17 protein-coding genes are annotated in these 18,171 nt (G+C 69.7%); 12 read left to right on the forward strand and 5 right to left on the reverse strand.

What is annotated here, in order from left to right; translation table 11 throughout:
* The first annotated feature begins 140 nt into the window (after nt 1-140).
* Nucleotides 141-740, forward strand: coding sequence for a nitroreductase family protein (locus ABZ795_RS16195; RefSeq protein ID WP_327027080.1), 600 nt, complete (start codon nt 141-143; stop codon nt 738-740).
* Here the strand turns inward: ABZ795_RS16195 and ABZ795_RS16200 are convergent.
* On the reverse strand, nt 724-2,268 hold the full coding sequence (locus ABZ795_RS16200; protein WP_357530906.1) for an NAD(P)-binding domain-containing protein: 1,545 nt from the start codon (nt 2,266-2,268) through the stop codon (nt 724-726). The genes ABZ795_RS16195 and ABZ795_RS16200 overlap by 17 nt on opposite strands.
* Nucleotides 2,269-2,583: 315 nt before the next feature.
* Between ABZ795_RS16200 and ABZ795_RS16205 the strand changes: the two genes are divergently transcribed.
* Nucleotides 2,584-3,168, forward strand: a complete 585-nt coding sequence (locus ABZ795_RS16205) for a hypothetical protein (protein WP_327025259.1) — start codon at nt 2,584-2,586, stop codon at nt 3,166-3,168.
* A gap of 89 nt (nt 3,169-3,257) precedes the next feature.
* On the opposite strand, the gene ABZ795_RS16210 is transcribed toward ABZ795_RS16205, so the two are convergent.
* On the reverse strand, nt 3,258-4,229 hold the full coding sequence (locus ABZ795_RS16210) for a hypothetical protein (protein ID WP_327027079.1): 972 nt from the start codon (nt 4,227-4,229) through the stop codon (nt 3,258-3,260).
* 459 nt (nt 4,230-4,688) lie between these two features.
* Between ABZ795_RS16210 and ABZ795_RS16215 the strand changes: the two genes are divergently transcribed.
* The 4 genes from ABZ795_RS16215 to ABZ795_RS16230 are packed head-to-tail and all read left to right on the forward strand — an operon-like array spanning nt 4,689 to nt 8,633.
* A complete protein-coding gene (locus ABZ795_RS16215; RefSeq protein ID WP_357530907.1) occupies nt 4,689-5,924 on the forward strand; it encodes a glycosyltransferase 87 family protein in 1,236 nt (411 codons plus the stop codon).
* On the forward strand, nt 5,921-6,964 hold the full coding sequence (locus ABZ795_RS16220) for a glycosyltransferase (protein WP_357530908.1): 1,044 nt from the start codon (nt 5,921-5,923) through the stop codon (nt 6,962-6,964). The genes ABZ795_RS16215 and ABZ795_RS16220 overlap by 4 nt, the downstream gene beginning before the upstream one ends.
* The gene (locus ABZ795_RS16225; protein WP_357530909.1) at nt 6,961-8,007 is read left to right on the forward strand and encodes a lysylphosphatidylglycerol synthase domain-containing protein; all 1,047 of its coding nucleotides are present in this window, start codon (nt 6,961-6,963) and stop codon (nt 8,005-8,007) included. Before ABZ795_RS16220 ends, ABZ795_RS16225 begins: the two co-directional genes overlap by 4 nt.
* Complete coding sequence (locus ABZ795_RS16230; protein ID WP_357530910.1) at nt 8,004-8,633, forward strand: class I SAM-dependent methyltransferase; 630 nt, start codon at nt 8,004-8,006, stop codon at nt 8,631-8,633. Before ABZ795_RS16225 ends, ABZ795_RS16230 begins: the two co-directional genes overlap by 4 nt.
* A gap of 39 nt (nt 8,634-8,672) precedes the next feature.
* Here the strand turns inward: ABZ795_RS16230 and ABZ795_RS16235 are convergent, their stop codons facing one another.
* The 3 genes from ABZ795_RS16235 to ABZ795_RS16245 all read right to left on the reverse strand — a co-directional run bounded on the left by ABZ795_RS16235 (nt 8,673) and on the right by ABZ795_RS16245 (nt 11,380).
* Nucleotides 8,673-9,479, reverse strand: a complete 807-nt coding sequence (locus ABZ795_RS16235) for an AfsR/SARP family transcriptional regulator (protein ID WP_327025254.1) — start codon at nt 9,477-9,479, stop codon at nt 8,673-8,675.
* Nucleotides 9,480-9,662: 183 nt separating this feature from the next.
* Nucleotides 9,663-10,379 carry a polysaccharide deacetylase family protein gene (locus tag ABZ795_RS16240; RefSeq protein ID WP_327025253.1) on the reverse strand — a complete coding sequence of 239 codons (717 nt, stop codon included), beginning with the start codon at nt 10,377-10,379 and terminating at the stop codon, nt 9,663-9,665.
* On the reverse strand, nt 10,376-11,380 hold the full coding sequence (locus ABZ795_RS16245; protein ID WP_357530911.1) for a glycosyltransferase family 2 protein: 1,005 nt from the start codon (nt 11,378-11,380) through the stop codon (nt 10,376-10,378). Before ABZ795_RS16245 ends, ABZ795_RS16240 begins: the two co-directional genes overlap by 4 nt.
* A gap of 275 nt (nt 11,381-11,655) precedes the next feature.
* Here ABZ795_RS16245 and ABZ795_RS16250 point away from each other — a divergent pair, with 275 nt between their 5' ends.
* Genes ABZ795_RS16250 through ABZ795_RS16275 form a run of 6 tightly spaced genes read left to right on the forward strand, consistent with a single transcriptional unit; the run spans nt 11,656 to nt 18,099 of the window.
* The gene (locus ABZ795_RS16250) at nt 11,656-12,966 is read left to right on the forward strand and encodes an aminotransferase class III-fold pyridoxal phosphate-dependent enzyme (RefSeq protein ID WP_327027078.1); all 1,311 of its coding nucleotides are present in this window, start codon (nt 11,656-11,658) and stop codon (nt 12,964-12,966) included.
* A complete protein-coding gene (locus ABZ795_RS16255; protein ID WP_357530912.1) occupies nt 12,960-13,979 on the forward strand; it encodes an NAD-dependent epimerase/dehydratase family protein in 1,020 nt (339 codons plus the stop codon). The genes ABZ795_RS16250 and ABZ795_RS16255 overlap by 7 nt, the downstream gene beginning before the upstream one ends.
* Nucleotides 13,980-13,989: 10 nt before the next feature.
* Complete coding sequence (locus ABZ795_RS16260) at nt 13,990-14,958, forward strand: UbiA prenyltransferase family protein (RefSeq protein WP_357530913.1); 969 nt, start codon at nt 13,990-13,992, stop codon at nt 14,956-14,958.
* Nucleotides 14,955-15,968 carry a glycosyltransferase gene (locus ABZ795_RS16265; RefSeq protein ID WP_357530914.1) on the forward strand — a complete coding sequence of 338 codons (1,014 nt, stop codon included), beginning with the start codon at nt 14,955-14,957 and terminating at the stop codon, nt 15,966-15,968. The genes ABZ795_RS16260 and ABZ795_RS16265 overlap by 4 nt, the downstream gene beginning before the upstream one ends.
* Nucleotides 15,965-17,002 carry a glycosyltransferase family A protein gene (locus ABZ795_RS16270; RefSeq protein ID WP_357530915.1) on the forward strand — a complete coding sequence of 346 codons (1,038 nt, stop codon included), beginning with the start codon at nt 15,965-15,967 and terminating at the stop codon, nt 17,000-17,002. Before ABZ795_RS16265 ends, ABZ795_RS16270 begins: the two co-directional genes overlap by 4 nt.
* Nucleotides 16,999-18,099, forward strand: coding sequence for an endonuclease/exonuclease/phosphatase family protein (locus ABZ795_RS16275; RefSeq protein WP_357530916.1), 1,101 nt, complete (start codon nt 16,999-17,001; stop codon nt 18,097-18,099). Before ABZ795_RS16270 ends, ABZ795_RS16275 begins: the two co-directional genes overlap by 4 nt.
* Nucleotides 18,100-18,171 lie beyond the last annotated feature (72 nt).

Below are 18,171 nucleotides of genomic sequence, written 5' to 3' on the forward strand. Positions count from 1 at the left end.
TGCTGGATGAACCGAACGTCGCACGGCCGGCCCGGCCTGTCGGTGACGCCGGTCCACCTGGTTCAGGGAGGCCACAGGTGACCCACACGAAGCTGTTACCGAGGGTTCCGATCCAGCACAGCCGTCGCCGACCGGCGGACATGGTCCGCGAGGCGGAGGCCTTCGCGGAACGGATGGCGCAGCGCCGATCCGTGCGTGACTTCGCTGCCGATCCGGTGCCCGAGGGGGTGATCGAGGCCGCGATCCGGGCGGCCTCGACCGCGCCCAGCGGTGCCAACGTGCAGCCGTGGCGGTTCGTGGTGTTGACCGACCCGACCCGCAAGCGTCGGCTGCGCGAGGCGGCCGAGGCCGAGGAACGCGCCTTCTACGACCACCGGGCCTCAGACCAGTGGCTGGATGCGATCTCCGGGCTCGGCACGGACTGGCGCAAACCCTTCCTGGAGACCGCCCCGGCCGTCATCGTCGTGTTCGAGGTGCACCAGGGGCCGCACAGCCCCAAGCCGTACTACGTCAAGGAGTCCGTCGGCATCGCGGTCGGTGTGCTGATCACCGCCCTGCATCACGCCGGTCTGGTCACCCTGACCCACACCCCCAACCCGATGCGGTTCCTCAACGAGGTGTGCGAGCGACCCCGGGAGGAGCGCCCGTACGTGGTGATGCCGGTCGGCTATCCCGCGCCGGACGCCCTGGTCCCGGAGTTGGCCCGTAAACCGCTGGAGGAGGTCATGATCCGCCGTTGAGGTGCCCGGTGAGGAACCCGGTCAACGGCTCGACATGCCGGTCCGGTCGGCGCCACTCGGCCAGCAGGTCCTCCAGCAGATGCTGCTCGGCGATCAGTTCCCCGCCCCGGTAGCGCCGGATCACCGGGTGGATGAAGGCGCTCTCCCGGGCCCGGTCGGGAGTCGGATGACGCTCGATGGCGAAGACGTCGCCGTACTCGTCACGACCCCACCGCAGCGCCAGGGTGTACCAGTGGGTGGCCTCGGCGAAGCGTTCCACGGCGTAGTCCTCCGGCAGGTCCTCGTAGTGCCGGAAGTCGCCGGTGGCCTCGTCGCGGACGAACACGTCGCACAGGTACTCGAACTGGGTCCACAGCGCCGAACTCCAGTTGACCCGGTCGAGCATCAGCTTGGTCAGGGAGGCCGGGTCGGCCGGGGTGGTCGCGTACGACAACGGCACCTGCTCGTAGCGCTCCCGCAGCAGCCGGGTGAAGGTACGCAGGTTGTACCGGAATCCGTCGATGAAGGGTGAGGAGGCGTGCTTGACGTCGCGGGCCTGGGCGATGGTGCCGGCGAAGTACAGGCCGTCGACGTTCGTGGACTGCCAGTCCGGACGCAGGTCGGGCATCCGGCCCTCGCGCACCATGTCCGGGCGGCAGGTCTCGTCGAACAGGGCGGTGTCCATCTGGAAGCCGGTGCACCGCAGCACCTTGTGGTAGTCGAGCACCGCGGTCTCGCCGTCGGCGTGGGTGTAGGTGATCGACACCTGGAAGCGGCCGTCGACCGGGCGGATCTCGTCGATGGTGCAGTCCAGCACGGAGTGCAGGGTCTTGAACTGGTAGCTGTCCAGGATCGCGCCGTACTGGCCGCGTACGTCGCCGGGGTGTTTGGTGTTCCAGGCCAACTTCAGGGGGTGCCGGCTGGCCAGGTGCACCATCGAGGCCCGGCCGAGGATGGCCGAGGCGGTCTCGAAGGCGGAGTTGCCCTTGCCGATGATCAGGACCCGCTGGCCCTCGTACTCCTCGGGGTCGATGACCATGTCCTCGTACCCGGTCGCGTGCTCGATGCCGGGGATGGCCGGCACGAACGGCCTGCCCCAGCCGGTGGCCACGATCAGGCAGCGCGCCCGCACCTGACCCTGGTCGGTGTCCAGGGTGAACCCCTCCTCGGTCCGGGTGATCCCTTCGACCCGGGTGCCGAAGCGGATGTTGAGCTGGTAGTGCCGCTGGAACTCGGCCAGGTAGCGCACCAGGTCGTCGGCGGCCGGCAGGTACTCCTTGCTGAAGTTCGGGAACAGCAGGTCCGGGGAGTCGTTGAGCAGCGAGTTCCAGTCCCAGCGCAGCCGGATCTCGGGATCGGTGCTGTCGGTGTGCACCTTGTTCAGGGAGATCAGCCGGCGGTGGCGGGGGAACCGGCGGAAGAACCCGCCCGGTGAGTCTTCACTCTCGAGCGTCAGGTAATCGGCGCCGTGCTGCTGGAGGTAGTAGCTCAGCTGAACACCGGCGGGACCCGCCCCGACGATGACGTACCTGTGCTCGTTCCCGACCATCGTATGGCCCTTTCGACGGAGAGCTAGATCTATTGACCATGAGATGCACGAGGGCGTGTGTCAATGCTGGGTGGGCATCAGCCGGCGCTGACACAGTTGCCGGAGTAGGTGAAAGCGTGCTGGAATGGCTCACATCGCCGCAGCGTGGGGGCAACCACGCTGGGAACGGCCAGCACGGGAGCATCGCGTGGGGCAGCGCGCCGGTGGGCGGACGCTGCGCGCCACAGCGCCGGGCCGCTCCCCGACACCGGGCACATCCATCCCTGGGCACGTCCTGCCGACTCGGCAGTATCGGCGACGAGGTGAGAAGCAGTCATGGTTTCCCGAGCAAGTTTCGCGGGGTGGTACCGCAACCGTTACGTGTTGGTCGCGGTGATCCTGCTGACGGTGTCGACCGGCGCGGTCGTTCTGGTCAGGACGGCCGGCTCGGAGGCGAGGCCGACGGATCTGCGTGCACAGATCATGACCCGGATGCGGACCATCCTCGAACAGGCAGACCCGGAACAGCACAACCACGCGGGGCACTACCCCCAGCAGGCGGCCGATGGTGAGCAGGCGAAGCCGGCCGTGATCTGCGGGGTCCACGTCTACGGCTTCGAACCCTCCGAGGCGAGCAGACTCACCGACGTGCAGACGGTCTACGGCTTCCACCTGTGCGGGGTCGCCGAGCAGAAGCGCACCTGGGACTGGGCGGTCAAACTGGCCGGTCCGGTGATCATGGACTTGTCGACCGATCCGCCGGGCATCCAGGTGGTCGAGGCGACCGAGGACGTCATGTTCATCGACCGGCTGCGGCAGATGTTCCCGCCGAAGTACGCCGAGCCGGCGCAGAAGGAGGCCCTGGCCCCCGCGGAGATGGCCGACCTGCGCCGCCGGTACGACGCCGCGGCCGGGCTCTGACCGTCGTCCGTCAGGCATCGGCATCCGTACGCCATTCGACGCCGCATCGGCCCCGGCCAGCTGGCCGGGGCCGATGATTTCACGGACCCCTATGCCGGAGAAATTCCTTCGGCGAAGTCGTAGAGGCTCTTGATGTCGTCGTCGAAGTAGGGGCCGTCGAATTGGCCGTTGCCGGGATTGTCACCGTGGCTCACGACACTGTTGATGAATCCGTACCCGGTGCTGTCGTTGTATTCCTGAAGCCAGGGTCCGCCGCTGGAACCGTAGGTCATGTTGCACCACATCCGGATCTGCTGACCGCCGGCATTCCAGGTGGTGCCCTGGCAGAAGTACTGACTTTCGCCGCCGCCCAGGTTGGACGGGTAACCGAGGGCGGTCACCGAGACGCTGTAGCCGTAGTTCCAGCGCAGGCCGTGACCACCGACGGTGTCGACGACCTTGAGCCCGTAGGAGCCGCCGTTGTTCATGACGGCGATGCCCATGTCCTCGGCGAAGCTGCTGTTGTTGATCCACGCGGTGCGGGTGTTGAGGCTGGACGCCACGAAGGTGCCGAACGGACGGGCCCCGTTGCGGTATCGCGGGACGAACTGCCAGTTGCTGTACCACTGCCCGCCGGCGCCCCCGTGCACGCAGTGGCCCGCGGTCACCACCAGCCGCCGCTTGCCGCTGGCGACCGTGCTGGCCGAACAGGAGGCGGTGCCACCGCCGGGGACGGTGAAGTAGACCTTACCGACGGCCAGCGACTCGTTGACCATGGTCCGGACGTCGTCCGTGCCGGTGATCCTCGGCGCCATCGGCGCCACCGCGCCGGCCGGACCGGTGGGCTTGGGTGCGCGGGCCGGTGACTCGACCGCGCCGCCCGGCCGGGCGAAGGTCAGGTCGACGGCCGAGGCCATCCGCTCCGGCGTCCAGAACTCCGCTACCTCCTTGGCGATCTTGTCGTTGGTGATCGCGCGACCGTCCAGGGTGCGGGCCACGGTGCTGGTGTTGCCGTTGCTCTCGGTGGTGGTGGGATTTGCACTGACGGCCGGTGCGCCCCCCAGGACCAACGCGATCGACATTCCGGTGATCGCGGTCCAGCGCAGGGTCGATTTCAAAGAGGACCTCCCTTGTCCTTCGTACTCCCTATTGGGAGCAGGCACAGCGTATTGATTGACAGACATTGATCGCAATGAACGGGAAGTGACGCGTAGCGGACTAGATGGGAATCGCTTCGGACACAAAAGCGACAGCATTCGCAATCGAAATCGACCACGTACCAGCGCAGTGGCGTGAAGCTGTCACGACTTTGTCGCAATTGGTGTGATCCACAGCCGATAATTGCGACCCGGGCTAGTTGAGGAGATCGCCATTCGCCGGATCACCCCCTTGCGGGGAGGGCGGTTCCCGCCACGACCGGCGCCAGGCCGTGCGCCCGCCCGCTGTCCAGCCCGCCTGCCGTCAGTAATCCAGATCAGTTACAGGAAGCGTTGACGTGTCGATTGTTACCGTCTGCCAACTGACCTTCGAAGGGGGCTGCCGTGACGATAATCGCGCCGCCGGCGGCCCCTCGGGCTGACCGGATTCGCAGGGCGCTGTCGGTCACCGCGCTGCTGCTGCTGGCCGGTGCGGTGGCCGCCGCGGCAGTGGTGGTGCATCGGAGCACCGGCCGGTTCTGGGGGGACCTGGCCGTCTACCGGACGGCCGCGATCGCCGCCGCCGGTGGGGACGGCAGGCTCTACGACGCCACCCACCCGGGCGCCGACGGCGGCGTGCTGGGCTTCACGTACCCGCCGTTCGCCGCACTGGTCCTGCAACCCCTGGCCTACCTCGGCGCCGCGACCGGGATCGGCATCTGGTCGGCGGTCACCGTGCTCGCCCTGGCCGCCGTGGTCCGCATCGCGCTGCGGGCCGCCGGTACGGCTGCCGACCCCGGTGCCGTGTTGCTGGGCACGGTAGCGCTGCTGCCGGTCTTCCCGGTGGCCGGTCACCTCCAGGTCGGTCAGGTGGGCCTGTTTCTGATGCTGCTCGTCCTGCTGGACCTGACCGGTGACCCGGGCAGCCGCTGGCGGGGGTGGGGGGTGGGTGTCGCCGCCGGCCTCAAGCTGACTCCGCTGATCTTCGTGGCGTACCTGCTCTGCCTGCGCCGGTGGCGGGCGGCCGGGGTGGCGACCCTGGCCTTCGGTGCCACCCTCGGGCTCGGTTTCGCCTGGCGGCCGGCCGACTCGCTCCGGTTCTGGGGCGGCGGTCTCTTCGACACCGCCCGGGTCACCGCCGACCCCCGGACGGTGCTCAACCAGTCCCTGCACGGTGCGCTGGCCCGCCTCGGTGACACCGCCGAGGTCACCGCCGTCTGGCTGCCGCTGGCGATCCTCACCGGGGCGGCCGGGCTGGTGGTCGCGGTGCGGTGTGTCCGCGCCGGCGAGGAGTTCATCGGCGTGCTGGCCTGCGCGACGACCGGTCTGCTCGTCTCGCCGATCGCCTGGCACCACCACTGGGTGTGGTGCGTACCCGCCCTGGTGCTGCTGGCGGTGCGCGGCCGGCGCGCGGGTGACCGGGTAGCGGTGGCTGCCGGCGCGCTGCTCTGGGCCGCCCTCGTGGCCAGCGCGGCCTGGACCCTGATCGGGTTGCGCGGCACGGATCTGCACTTCCGGGGCCTGGAGTTGCTGCACACCAACCTGTACGTGCTCGTCGGTCTGCTGGCGCTGGGCTGGCTGGCGCTGCGCCCCCGGGGCGGACGGGCCGACCATGACGACCTCGAGAGGTGGGCCCGGTGAGGGTGTCCGTGGTGGTACCCAACTACAACAAGGAACGGACCCTGCGGGACTGTCTGTCGGCGGTATACGCCCAGACCCCACCGCCGGCAGAGGTGATCGTCGTCGACGACGCGAGCACCGACCGGTCCCGGCAGATCGCGGCCGAGTTCCCCTGCACCCTGCTGGCCTTCGACGCCAACCGGGGGGTCTCGGCGGCCCGTAACGCCGGTGCCGTACGGGCCGGCGGTGAGGTGGTGTTCTTCGTCGACTCGGACATCGCCCTGGCACCCGGGGCCCTGGCCGCGGCCGTACGCACCCTGACGGCGTACCCGGACTGCGGTGTCGTGCAGGGCATCTACGATCTGCGTCCGCTCTACGACGACGGGCCGGTCGAGGCGTACAAGACCTTGTTCGAGCACTTCTGGCGACGCCGGGCCACCGGGCTGACCAGCACCACCATGTTCGCCCTCACCGCCGTACCCAAGGAGGTCTTCGACCTGGTCGGGGGCTTCGACGAGCGGCTGCGCGACGCCGAGGACGTGGAGTTCGGCACCCGGCTGCCGCAGCGGTACACCATCCGGGTCAGCGACGAGATCGTCGGCCGGCACGACGACGTGGATCGGCTGCGGCCGTACCTGTCGGAACTGTTCCGCCGCGCGGTGACCTACGCCGGGGCGGTCGTCGCCACCCGGTGGGAGCGCCCGGCCGCCACTGCGGGCGACGACCGTGCCGACCGGGCGCCACACCAGGTCGACCTCGGCTCGGTGGTCGGCATGGTCTCCAGCGGCCTGACGGTGGCCAGTGTCCCGCTGATCCTGCTGTCACCCTGGTGGGCCGCCCTGCCGGTGGCCCTGATCGGCGCCGCCGTGGTGGCGGACCGGCACCTGCTGGCCTTCGCCCTGCGGCACCGCGGCCCCCGGTTCCTGCTCTACGCCGCCGGTCTGCGGTGGCTGACCCACCTGACGGAGTTCTTCGGCATGGGGATCGGGGTGTCCGGTGCCCTGCTGCGGCGGATCCGGGCGCTGGGGGCCCGACCGGCCACGGTGGAGTCGCGCCGATGAAGGGCCGCTGGTGGCGGTTGGTCAACCGGGCGTTCACGGTCGCCTTCGTGGTGGCCCTGAGCGTCGGTCTGGTGCTGTTCGTCCGCTCCCAGGACTGGACCCCGGTGGCCGCCCTGGCCGGTCAACTGGACCCGTGGCGGGTGGCGGTGGCCGTGACCGGGGCCCTGCTGATCAACGCCGCCGGTCTGCTGCTGGGGATCGTCTCCTGGCGGGCGATCTTCGTCGACCTGGGGGCCCCGGTGGACCGGTGGACGGCGTACCGGCTGTTCTTCGTGGGTTTCCTGACCAAGTTCGTACCGGGCCGCTTCGTCGCCCTGCCGGTCCTGCTGCGGATGGGCAAGGAGATCGAGGTGGGACCGATCCGGCTGGCCGGGGTGTTCCTGCTCAGCTGGGCGGTGGTGGCGATGACCGGGATGACGGTCGCCCTGGCGGCCGGGCCGGCGGTGCTCTCCGGCGCCACCTGGTGGCTGGTGCTCGCCACGGTCCCCCTGGTCGCCCTCGTGGTCCGCCCGGATCTGCTCAACCGGGGGATCGGGCTGGCCGCCCGGCTGCTGCGCCGGCCGCCTCCGCAGGTCGCCGCCTCCGCCTCCGGCCTGCGTCGCGCCGTGGCCGCGCAGACCCTGTCCTGGTTCATCTCCGGGCATCACCTGTGGCTGCTGGCGGTGGCCGCCGGTGCCCCACCGGTGCGGTCGTACCTGATCTGTGTGGCGGGGTTCGCCGCCGCCGCGGTGGCCGGTCTGGCGGTGGTCGTGGCCCCGGACGGGCTGGGGGTACGGGAGGCGGTGCTGATGCTCGGGCTGGCCACCGTACTGCCGGTGACCGTGGCCACTCCGGTGGTGCTGATCAGCCGGCTGGTCTGCGCGCTCAGTGAGGTGGCCGTCGGCGGGGGCGGACTGGCGCTGGCGCAGTACCTGCATCGGCGGCGGCTGCGACTCAGCCAGCCCACCGAGGCCGGGCCGCAGCAGAGTTCCGTCGAGGGGCCGGTCGGCGGCCCGGTGCACACGCAACTGTCCGGCATGAGCCCGGCGGAGAGGGGTCGGTGACGACGGTGTCGAAGCTGAGGATGATCGCGGGGCGGATGGGTGCACCGGTCCGGGCGCTGGTACGACGCAGCCCACGGTTGAACGCGGCACTCTGGGACGCCCAGTACGCCCTGGGTTTCTGGGGCTACCTGGACGAGGCCGGGGGTGGCAGTGTGCCGCTGTCCCTGATCGAGGAATGGGCACCGCACCCGACGATTCTCGACCTGGGCTGCGGCACCAGCGCCAACCTGACCCTCTCCCCCGGCCGCTACCGGCACTACCACGGGGTGGACATCAGTCGGCGAGCGATCCGGACGGCCCGGTCGCTGAATCGCGCGGACGCCTCGTACGCGGTGGCCGACATCCGGGGGTACCTCCCACCGGACCGGTACGACGCCATCCTGCTGCGCGAGGTGATCTACTACCTGTCCGTGGACGAGGCGGCCGAACTGCTGGGTCGGTTGCCGGGGCTGCTCACCCCACGCGGCCGGATCCTCGTGCAGATCTACGACGTGCAGCGGTCCCGGCAGTTCGTGCAGGTGATCCAGGACTGCGGGCTCGACGTGACCACCTGGCAGGCCCCGGGGTCCGGCGAGGACTCCCCGGACGCCTTCTTCGTGCTGACCCCCGCCACGGTCGAATCCTGAACCAGTTGCCGGGTGGTCCGCCCCGGGCCACCCGGGCGGTCAGACCCGCACTCGCCGCTCCCACCACGGGAAGACCGTGACCGGCTCGCTGCGCAGCAGCCGGCGATGCAGGTCCTGGAGCCGGTGGCCGGGTTCCACTCCCAGCCGGTCGGCGAGGGTGGTCCGGGCGTCCTGGAAGGCGGTGAGAGCCTCCGCCCTTCGGGAGGTCTGCCCGAGCGCGACCAGCAGCAGTTCCCACAGCCGTTCCCGCATCGGATGCTCGGCCAGCATCCAGCGCAGCTCGGCGACGACGTTCTCGATGTCGCCGACCAGCAGCCGGACCCCGGTCATCTCCTCCAGCACATCCTGGCGAAGCTCGGCCAGCCGGATCCGTTCCGCCTCGGCCAGCGGGCCGGTGGCCTCGTGCAGGGCCCGCCCGGACCATCGGTCGAGGGCCCGCTGGAACAGGTAGAGGGTCCGGGGCAGATCCTGCTGGGAGCGGGCGGCACGGGCGCTGCGGACATCCTGCTCGAAGCGGACGATGTCCACCGCGTCAGCCGGGATGTCCAGGGTGTAGCCGGGTCGGGTGGAGCGCAGCACCCGGGCCAGGGCGGGCCGGTTGCCGGGGGGTTCCAGGGCACGGCGCAGCCGACCGATGTAGGTGTGCACCATGTTCTCGACCGAGTCGGGCCGCCGGCCCACCCAGATCGCCTCGACGATCTGAGCGACCGACATCACCGTGCCGCTGCGGATCGCCAACACCGCCAGGACCTCCCGTTGCCGGGGCGTGCCCAGATACAGCTGGGTGTCGCCCCGACAGGCCCGCACCGGCCCCAGGAGCTGTATGGACAGTTCATCTTGCGACATCAGTGTCTCCCCCACCCCGCCGGACCGGGGCGTCATGACCCGGATCGGCGATCTTCGGCGGCTCCGTCCTGGCAGCGGACGCCCACGACACTGAGGGCGGCCCGGTCTGACCAGTGAGCCGACTGATTGACGTGTGACTATCCGGCTCCATGCACGGGCAGGCCATGGCAAGGTCCACGGCAGCTACCGCTGGTCCGGGACGGTGACGAAGCGGAGCCCCTGGTCGGCCAGGCGCGGCAGCACCTCGGCCAGGGCCGCGACGGTCTGTGACCGGTCGCCACCGCCGTCGTGGCAGAGCATGATCTGCCCCGGTCTGGTACGCGACAGCGACCGGGCGATCCGGGCGACCCCCGGAGTACGCCAGTCACTGGGGTTCACCGTCCAGTCGACCGGGGTGAGGCCGAGCGCCGCGGTGGTCCGCAGGACCCTCGGCGACCAGTTACCGCCCGGCGCCCGAAACAGCGCGGGGGTGACCCCGACGGCGTCCTCGATCTCGCGTTGGGTGTGCACGATCTGGGCCCGCAGCTCCTGCCGGGTGAGGGCGGCGAAGGGCTGCGGGTGGGACATCGAGTGGTTGCCGATCAGATGACCGGCCTCATGCACCAGGCGGGCCAGGTCCGGTCGTTCCCGTACCCGGTCCCCGATCAGGAAGAAGGTGGCCCGTATCCCGTGCTGGTGCAGCAGGTCCAGCAGCGCAGGGGTCCACTGCGGATGCGGACCGTCGTCGATGGTTAGGGCGATCTCCTCTCCGGCCAGCCCGAAGGCCGGCCAGTGCCGGCCACCGGTGGTGGGACGACGGCGCAACGCCTGCTGCCCGCGGTAGGCGAAGAGCAGATAGTGCAACGTCTGGGCGTGCAGGTGGGCACAGAACCGGGTGAGGGGCCCACGACCGGTACTCATCGGGAGGTCTTCGCCGCGAGGCTGGCCCGGGTCGGTCCGAAGTCGCGATCAAGTAGGTGGCGTACCCCGCCCACCAGTGCTCCACTGACGACGGCCAGTTGGACCAGCAGGTGCACCCCGATGAAGAAGGCCGTGAAGGCGGGCCCACGCTGGCGCAGTACGAAGCGCAGCAGAGCCGGCTCGGCGACGGTGAACAATACGAGGAACAGCAGGGACAGCACCGGCCAGCCACCGGTCAGCAGCGCGGTCGGCAGGGTGGCCGGTACCAGGGTCGCGGTCAGCAGACCGGCCCGGGTGTTGGCGCGGATGCCGGCCGGTCCGCGTTCGGCCCGGGCGACCGGGATCAGCATCTGCGAACGGCGGAACTGTTTGTGCAGCAGTGCCCCGAGCCGATCGTCGTCGTCGTGGCGGCAGACCATCGTGTCGGTCAGGACGATGCCGTACCGGTCCCCCATCCGGTCGCCGATCTCCACGTCCTCGGAGGCGCGCAGCTTCTCGTCGAACAGACCGACCGAGGTGAAAACCTCCCGCCGGATGAGACAGATGGCGAAGAGGGTGGTGCGGACCCTACCGACATTGCGCAGTCGCCAGTAGTGCCCGTGCAGCAGCCGGTACGCCTCGACCGGGCCGTCGTCGATCAAGGGTTCGAGCGAGTAGATGCCGTGTACGCAGGCCACGTCGGGCTGATCGCGGAGGATGGCCAGGGCGTTGCCGAGGGCGTCCGGTTCCGGTGCGCAGTCGGAGTCCAGGAAGAAGATCAGGTCGCCGGAGCTGGCCTGGATGCCACGGTTACGGGCGGCAGCCGGTCCCACATTGCGGTCGGTGACCAGCAGTCGGCAGGGGAACCGCCGCGCGATCTCCCGGGTGTCGTCGGTGCTGGCGTCGTCGACGACGATCACCTCGGTCACCGGGTGTCGCTGCCGATGGATCGCGGCAAGGCACGCAGCCAGAGTCTTCGAGCTGTTGTGGGTCGGAACGACGACCGACACCGTCGGCGGCATGACGAACACCTCAATGGGGTTTGGATAATGCGCGAGAATTGATCGTCGGTAATTGGATCAGGCCCTGACCCAAGTTATCGAGCGGCCACCGACCACGCAAGGGTTGCCTTGCGTAGTCAAGGTTGCATCCAGCGAGGGTCCAGGAAAGATCGCGGGGCAATAGTTAGCGTCGCACCATGCCCAATCTCGTCAGTATCGAGGAATGCGAGCGGCTCACCGTTCGTGAGGTGCACGATCTCTATCGGCAGTACGTGAACGCCAGCCAGGTCAATCTGATGACGTCGTTCGGGTTCGGCCGGGATTTGGTGGACAGCGCCGAGGGCGCCTACCTGACCTTAGGTGACGGCCGGCGCATCCTTGACCTCACTGGCGGAGTGGGGGTGCTCAACCACGGCCACAACCATCCACGGATCCTGGCGGCCCGACAGCGGTTCGCCGAGCGTCGCCGGATGGAGGTGCACAAGACGTACTTCTCCCCCTACCTGGCTGCGCTGGGGCACAATCTGGCGCAGCTGCTGCCCGGCGACCTCTCCATGTCGTTCCTGCCGAACTCCGGTGCCGAGGCGGTGGAAGGGGCCGTGAAGCTAGCCTATAAATACCACGGGGGCCATCGGGGTACCATCCTTCGAGCAGACTGCGCCTTCCACGGAAAGTTGCTCGGCTCCGGCGGACTCACCGGCCAGCCGCACTTCAACTTCCCGACAATTCCGGGAATCGCCACATTTAGCTACGGCGATCTGGATTCTGTTCGGTCGGCTATCGAGCAGCACGCCGGCGATGTCTATGCCCTGATCGTGGAACCCTTCAGCGCCTCCACCATTCAGTGGTGCGACGAGGATTTCCTTCGCGGGGTACGGGAACTGTGCGACCGACACGACATCGTGCTCATCTTCGATGAGATCTACACCGGTTGGGGCAAGACGGGCAGCTTGTTCTATTTCATGCGCTATCCCGGTCTGATCCCGGACGTGCTAACCACCAGCAAATCGTTCGGCGGCGGCAAATCGTCCATATCGGCCTTCGTGGCCCGCAAACCGGTGTTCCGTAAGGCGTACGACAACCTGACGGACGCCCTGCTCCAGAGCACCAGCACCACCTACTACGGCATGGGCGAGGAGTGTGTGACCGCCCTGGAGGCGATCAACATCGCGGTGGAGGACGACTATCCGGCCCGGGCCCGCGCACTGGAGCGGGTCCTGGAACCCGCCCTGCACCGGCTGGCCAAGGAACACCCGGAGGCGGTGGGCCGGGTGGCGGGCGCCGGGGCGCTCTGGGGCGTACACATCGACGGCGGCCCCAAGATCCTCGACCTGGTCTCCCGGCTGGCCCCCGCGGGCATGGCCCGCGACCCCCGGTTCAAGGCCAAGCTGGTGACCTGCGCCGTGATCAACGCGCTCTACCGGGACCACGACATCTTCACCTACTACACCCTCAACGGGCTGAACCCCCTGATCATCGGCCCCTCCCTGGTCACCGAGCCGGCCGATGCCCAACGCGCGGTGGAGGCCCTGGACGAGGTGCTCGGCCAGGGGTTGACCCGACTGGTCACCCGGTTCGTCGCGCAGAAGGTGGGTTCGCTGTGGTGATCGCGATCACCGGCGCGGCCGGCATGCTCGGCTCCCGGCTGGCCGAACGTCTGATCGCCGACGGCCACCAGGTCCACGGGGTCGACCTGCGGTCCGAGCCCACGGTCAGTCACGTCGGGGACATCCGCGACCCCGAGCTGTTGACCCGCGCCTTCACCGGAGCCACCGCGGTGATCCACTGTGCCGCCGCCCTGCCCAGCTACCCGGCCGACCAGATCCGGTCGATCATCATCGACGGGACCCGCACCGTCTTCGAGGCCGCCCGTCGGGCCGAGGTGGGGCGGGTGCTGCACATCTCCTCGACCGCGGTCTACGGGCTGCCCAAGCAGGTGCCCACCCCGGAGGAGCATCCCCGGATGCCGGTCGACACCTACTCCGCGGCCAAGGCCGCCGCCGAGGAGATCGCCGAGCGGCACCGGGCCGAGGGCCTGCCGGTGGCGGTGCTACGCCCCAAGACCTTCCTGGGCCCCGGGCGGATGGGGCTGTTCGCCATGCTCTTCGAGTGGGCCGAGGAGGGCCGCAACTTCCCGGTCCTGGGCCGTGGCGACGTGCGGATCCAGATGTTCGCCGTGGAGGACCTGGTGGAGGCGGTGCTCACCGTGCTCACCGCCGACGACGACCTGGCCAACGACACCTACAACCTCGCCGCCGAGCGGTTCGGCACCCTCCGGGAGGACTTCCAGGCCGTCCTGGACGCCGCCGGTCACGGCCGGCGGGTGGTCTCCCTGCCCGCGCGGCCGGCCCTGTTCACCCTCAGCCTGCTGGAACGCAGCCGCCTGTCACCGGTCTACGGTCGGCTGCTGCACAAGCTGATGGCCGACTCGTACGTCAGCATCGACAAGGCCCGGCAGCGGCTGGGTTTCCATCCGAAGCTGTCCAACCAGGACGCCATCCTGCGCACCTACGAGTGGTGGCGGGCCGAGCGGCACCGTGAGCAGCCCAGGGGCGAGGGCCGGACCAGCCGTGATCCCTGGCGGCAGGGTCTGCTCGCCGCCACCAGGATCTTCTTCTGACGGGGCCATGATGACAGCCGCCGACACCGTCGTGGAGCCGGTCGCCCCGGTCGCAGCCAACCGTGACACCCGCCTCCGACCGCTGCCCCGCCACCTGCTCGCCCTGGCCCGGCCGGGTCATGTCGTCAAGAACCTGTTCGCCGTTCCGCTAGCCCTGATCGACACCCCGGTCTGGACCCTCACGGCGCTGTGGCGGTGCGTCTGGGCGGTGGCCGCTTTCACCCTCGCCTCCTCGGTCATCTATGTCCTCAACGACATCGCCGACCGGCACCGGGACGGGGCACACCCGGAGAAGCGGCACCGACCGATCGCCGCCGGGCACGTCCCGGTCCCGGTGGCCTGGGGGTACGCGGGCCTGCTCGCCGCCGGACTGATCACCCTGACCGTCAACGCTCCCCCGATGGCCTGGTGGCCCCTGGTCGGCTACCTGCTGCTGAGCGCCGCCTACAGCAGGTGGCTCAAACACCAGCCGCTGCTGGACGTCTGTGTGGTCGCCACCGGCTTCGTGCTGCGGGTGCTGCAGGGCTACGCCGCGGTCGAGACGCCGCCGTCCAGCCTGCTGCTGACCGCGGTGTTCAGCGGCTGCCTGGTGCTGATCCTCGGCAAACGCCGACACGAACTGGCGGTCCTGGGCGCCAGGCACCGGCCCGCCCTGGACGGCTACAACCTGCTGCTCGCCGACCACCTGCTCGGCCTGACCACCACCCTGGCCGGGGTCTCCTTCCTGCTGTACCTGCACCTCGACACACCGATCGACGCCTACCCGCCGGCCGTGCTGGCCCTCGTCGTACCCCTGGGGCTGCTGGCCGCCTTCCGGTACCTGCAGGCGGTACTCGTGCAGCGCACCGGCGGCGATCCGATCCGGATCCTGCTGCGCGATCGGACGATCGTCGGTTGCGCCGTACTGGTCGGTGTCGTTCTCGCCGTAGCACAGCTCAACGCCCGCTATCCACACCTGCTGACCTGGACGGAAAGATGAGCCCTCCTCTGGTGTCGGTCATCGTGCCGAACTACAACTACGCCCGCGCACTGCACCTGTGCCTCGACTCCCTGCGGGCCCAGACATACCCGCAGCTTGAGATCATCGTGGTGGACGACTGCAGCACCGACGACTCGGTGGCGGTCGCCGAGGCCCACGGGGCCCGGGTCGTGCGTACGCCCAGCAACAGCGGGCCCGCCGCGGCCCGCAACCTCGGCGCCGCGGTGGCCGCCGGTGAGATCCTGTTCTTCATCGACTCCGATGTGGCCGCCCGTCCCGACGCGGTAGCCAACGCGGTCGAGGTGCTCACCGAGGACCCGACCATCGGCGCGGTCTGCGGCAACTACGACCCGGTCCCGCTGATCCGGGACAGCCTCCTGGAGGAGTACCGCTGTCTCCAGCAGTCCTACTGGCTGATCGCCGACGAGGGTCGCATCAGCACCCTCTACACCGCTCTGCTGGCCATTCCGACCCGGGTGTTCGAGGAGATCGGCCCCTTCAACCCCCGGTTGCGGGAGACCGAGAACGCCGACTACGGCCTGCGGCTGGCGGAGCGCTACGGGATCCTGCTCACGCCCAGGGTGCGCGGTGTGCACGACCACGACCACGAACTGGGGGTGCTGGTCCGCAAGGTCTTCACCCGCACGGCACTGCACATCCCGATGTACGCCCGCAAGCCGGAGTTTCCCGGCGGACTGCGCAGCGGCCCCCGCGCCTGGGTCAGCATCGCCGCCCCGCTGGCCGTCCTCACCCTGGTGCTGCCGGTGCTGTTCGGCCCGGCGTTCCTGCTGGTGCCGCTGGCCGCCTTCGCCGCCTTCGTCGCCGGTGACCTGCCGATGCACCGGTTCGTCCTGGCCGAGCGCGGCTGGTTGTTCCTCTGCTACTTCATCGCGATGCACTTCTTCCTTAATCTGGTCATCGCGGTCGCCGCGGCCTCCGGGGTGATCGCCTGGTTGTCCTCACCCCGCTTCCGCCGGCTCTACGATCGTCCGGAGGTCGCCACCCGATGAACGCGTTTCCGCTGGTCTCGGTGATCGTGCCGAACTACAACTACGCCGAGTCCCTGGATCTCTGCCTGCGGTCCATCCTCGACCAGACCTACCCGAACATCGAGCTGGTGATGGTCGACGACTGCAGCACCGACCAGTCCGTCGCGGTGGCCGAGGCCCTGGGGGTCCGGGTGCTCAGCACGGGCACCAACGGCGGCTGCGGCACCGCCCGCAACGTCGGCGCCGCCCACACCAGCGGCGAGCTGATCTGCTACGTCGACTCCGACCTGGCGCTGGCCCCGGAGGCGATCGCGACCGCGGTGAGCATCCTGCGGGCGGAGCCGACCGTCGGGGCGGTCTGCGGCATCCAGGACCCCGAGCCGCTGCTGCACGACACCCTGGTCTCCCGCTACCGTGGCCTCCAGTATCACTACTGGTCGATCAGTTCCGAGGGTGACATATCGTTCCTCTTCCCCGCCGTGTGCATGATCCGGCGCTCCGTGTACGACGAGGTCGGGCCGTTCAACCCCGCGCTGCGGCAGACCGAGGAGGTCGACTACGGCTACCGGCTGACCCGTCGGCACCGGATGCGGCTGACCTCCGAGGTACGCGGACGGCACGACCACGACCACGAGCTGCGGGGGCTGCTGCGCAAGCTGTTCCACCGGGGACGGTTGCGCATCCCGCTGTACGCGCGGGCCCGACGCTTCGGCAAGGGCTTCGAGACGGCCTCTCGCGCCTGGGGCTCCCTGGTCGCCTTCCTCAGCCTGCCGGCCCTGGCCGCGCCCCTGCTGCTGGGTGGCTGGTGGGCCCTGCTGCCGGCCCTGCTGTTCGGCGCCTCCCTGGTCTGCGACGCCGGGATGTACCGCTTCGTCCTGCGTCGGCAGGGGCCCCTGTTCCTGCTCGGCTTCGTCGTGTTGCAGTTCATGGTCAACGTGACGATCACGGCCGGGGTGGCCAGCGGCGCCGTGCAGTGGCTGCTGTCCCGGCCCTTCCGCGAACTGTACGACGCCTCGTTCCCGATCGACGGCAACCGCCAGTGGAAGTCGGCGTGACCACAGCGGCTTCCGCCGAGACCGTAGCCGACCAGGCCCCGTCCCCCCACCCGCCCCGGCGGCGGTGGGCGGGGCGGGTCCTGGTCGGCGCCGCGGCGCTCTGGCTGGTGTTCACCCTCGCGCATGTGATGATCAGCGGCCGGTCCTGGCTCTGGCTGGCGGTGGACACCGTGCCACCACCGGCCTTCCTCCTGATGCCCCTGGTGCTGGGCCTCGGCGCGATCGTGAGCCGACACCCCCGGGCGGTGGCGCTGCTGGCCGCCGCCGGGCTGCTGCTCGGGGCGGGCCTCAGCGGGGTGAACCTGCGGTGGTGGCAGGGCGGTGACGGCGCCGCCCCGCCGGACGCCCTGCGGGTCTTCTCCTGGAACACCGGCTACTGGGACGAGTGGGGCCAGACCGAGGCGCTGTACCGGGTGCTGCGCGAGGCCGACGCCGACGTCTACCTGTTGCAGGAGTACTGGTACGAGCAGGGCCACCCGACGGAGGAGACCCTCGCCCGGCTGCGGGCCGAGTTCCCCGAACACCAGGTGGTGGTCCTGGGTGAACTGGTGACCCTCTCCCGGGTGCCGGTGCTGCGGCAGGTGCCGGTGGAGGCCCCCGACCTGCCCGCGGCGGTGGCCGAGGCCGGCGACGAGTGGCGGTACAAGGCCCTGCGTACCGATCTGGACCTCGGCACGGGTCGGGTGCTGTCGGCATACAACGTGCACCTGCCGGTGCAGATCTCCCCCGAGCACGGCCCGTTCGACGGCGACTTCTACCGGATCATGCGGGAACAACGCGCCCAACGGGAGCCGCAGTGGCGGGCCCTGGCCCGCGACGTCCGCGCCAACCCCCATCCGGTGCTGCTCGCCGGAGACCTGAACACGACCCCGGCGATGGGTGACCTGCGCAAGGTGCCCGACACTCTGCGTGACGCCAGGTACGCCATGTCGTCGCCGTATCCGGCCAGTTGGGCCCTTCGTCCCGGATGGCCGCACTGGTGGCGATTGGACTGGGCGTTCGTCTCACCCCAGGTGCGGGTGCACGACTACCGCTTCGGTACGGCGGGCGGGGCCTCCGACCATCGAACGCAGGAGTTACTGGTTTCCCTGTCGTGACCGAGGCCACGCACCGTGCCCCACCGGTCACCCTCTGATCAGGCAATTCCCGCCGGGACACCTCGGCGCCGC

Source organism: Micromonospora sp. NPDC047134, assembly GCF_040643455.1.
Taxonomy (GTDB): Bacteria; Actinomycetota; Actinomycetes; order Mycobacteriales; family Micromonosporaceae; genus Micromonospora.

Excerpts from the sequence above, each read along its gene's own strand:
- ABZ795_RS16195 (WP_327027080.1), top strand. The coding sequence starts at position 141 with ATGGTCCGCGAGGCGGAGGCCTTCGCGGAACGGATGGCGCAGCGCCGA.
- ABZ795_RS16200 (WP_357530906.1), bottom strand. The coding sequence starts at position 2,268 with ATGGTCGGGAACGAGCACAGGTACGTCATCGTCGGGGCGGGTCCCGCC.
- ABZ795_RS16205 (WP_327025259.1), top strand. The coding sequence starts at position 2,584 with ATGGTTTCCCGAGCAAGTTTCGCGGGGTGGTACCGCAACCGTTACGTG.
- ABZ795_RS16210 (WP_327027079.1), bottom strand. The coding sequence starts at position 4,229 with ATGTCGATCGCGTTGGTCCTGGGGGGCGCACCGGCCGTCAGTGCAAAT.
- ABZ795_RS16225 (WP_357530909.1), top strand. The coding sequence starts at position 6,961 with ATGAAGGGCCGCTGGTGGCGGTTGGTCAACCGGGCGTTCACGGTCGCC.
- ABZ795_RS16235 (WP_327025254.1), bottom strand. The coding sequence starts at position 9,479 with ATGTCGCAAGATGAACTGTCCATACAGCTCCTGGGGCCGGTGCGGGCC.
- ABZ795_RS16240 (WP_327025253.1), bottom strand. The coding sequence starts at position 10,379 with ATGAGTACCGGTCGTGGGCCCCTCACCCGGTTCTGTGCCCACCTGCAC.
- ABZ795_RS16245 (WP_357530911.1), bottom strand. The coding sequence starts at position 11,380 with ATGCCGCCGACGGTGTCGGTCGTCGTTCCGACCCACAACAGCTCGAAG.
- ABZ795_RS16250 (WP_327027078.1), top strand. The coding sequence starts at position 11,656 with ATGACGTCGTTCGGGTTCGGCCGGGATTTGGTGGACAGCGCCGAGGGC.
- ABZ795_RS16260 (WP_357530913.1), top strand. The coding sequence starts at position 13,990 with ATGACAGCCGCCGACACCGTCGTGGAGCCGGTCGCCCCGGTCGCAGCC.
- ABZ795_RS16265 (WP_357530914.1), top strand. The coding sequence starts at position 14,955 with ATGAGCCCTCCTCTGGTGTCGGTCATCGTGCCGAACTACAACTACGCC.
- ABZ795_RS16270 (WP_357530915.1), top strand. The coding sequence starts at position 15,965 with ATGAACGCGTTTCCGCTGGTCTCGGTGATCGTGCCGAACTACAACTAC.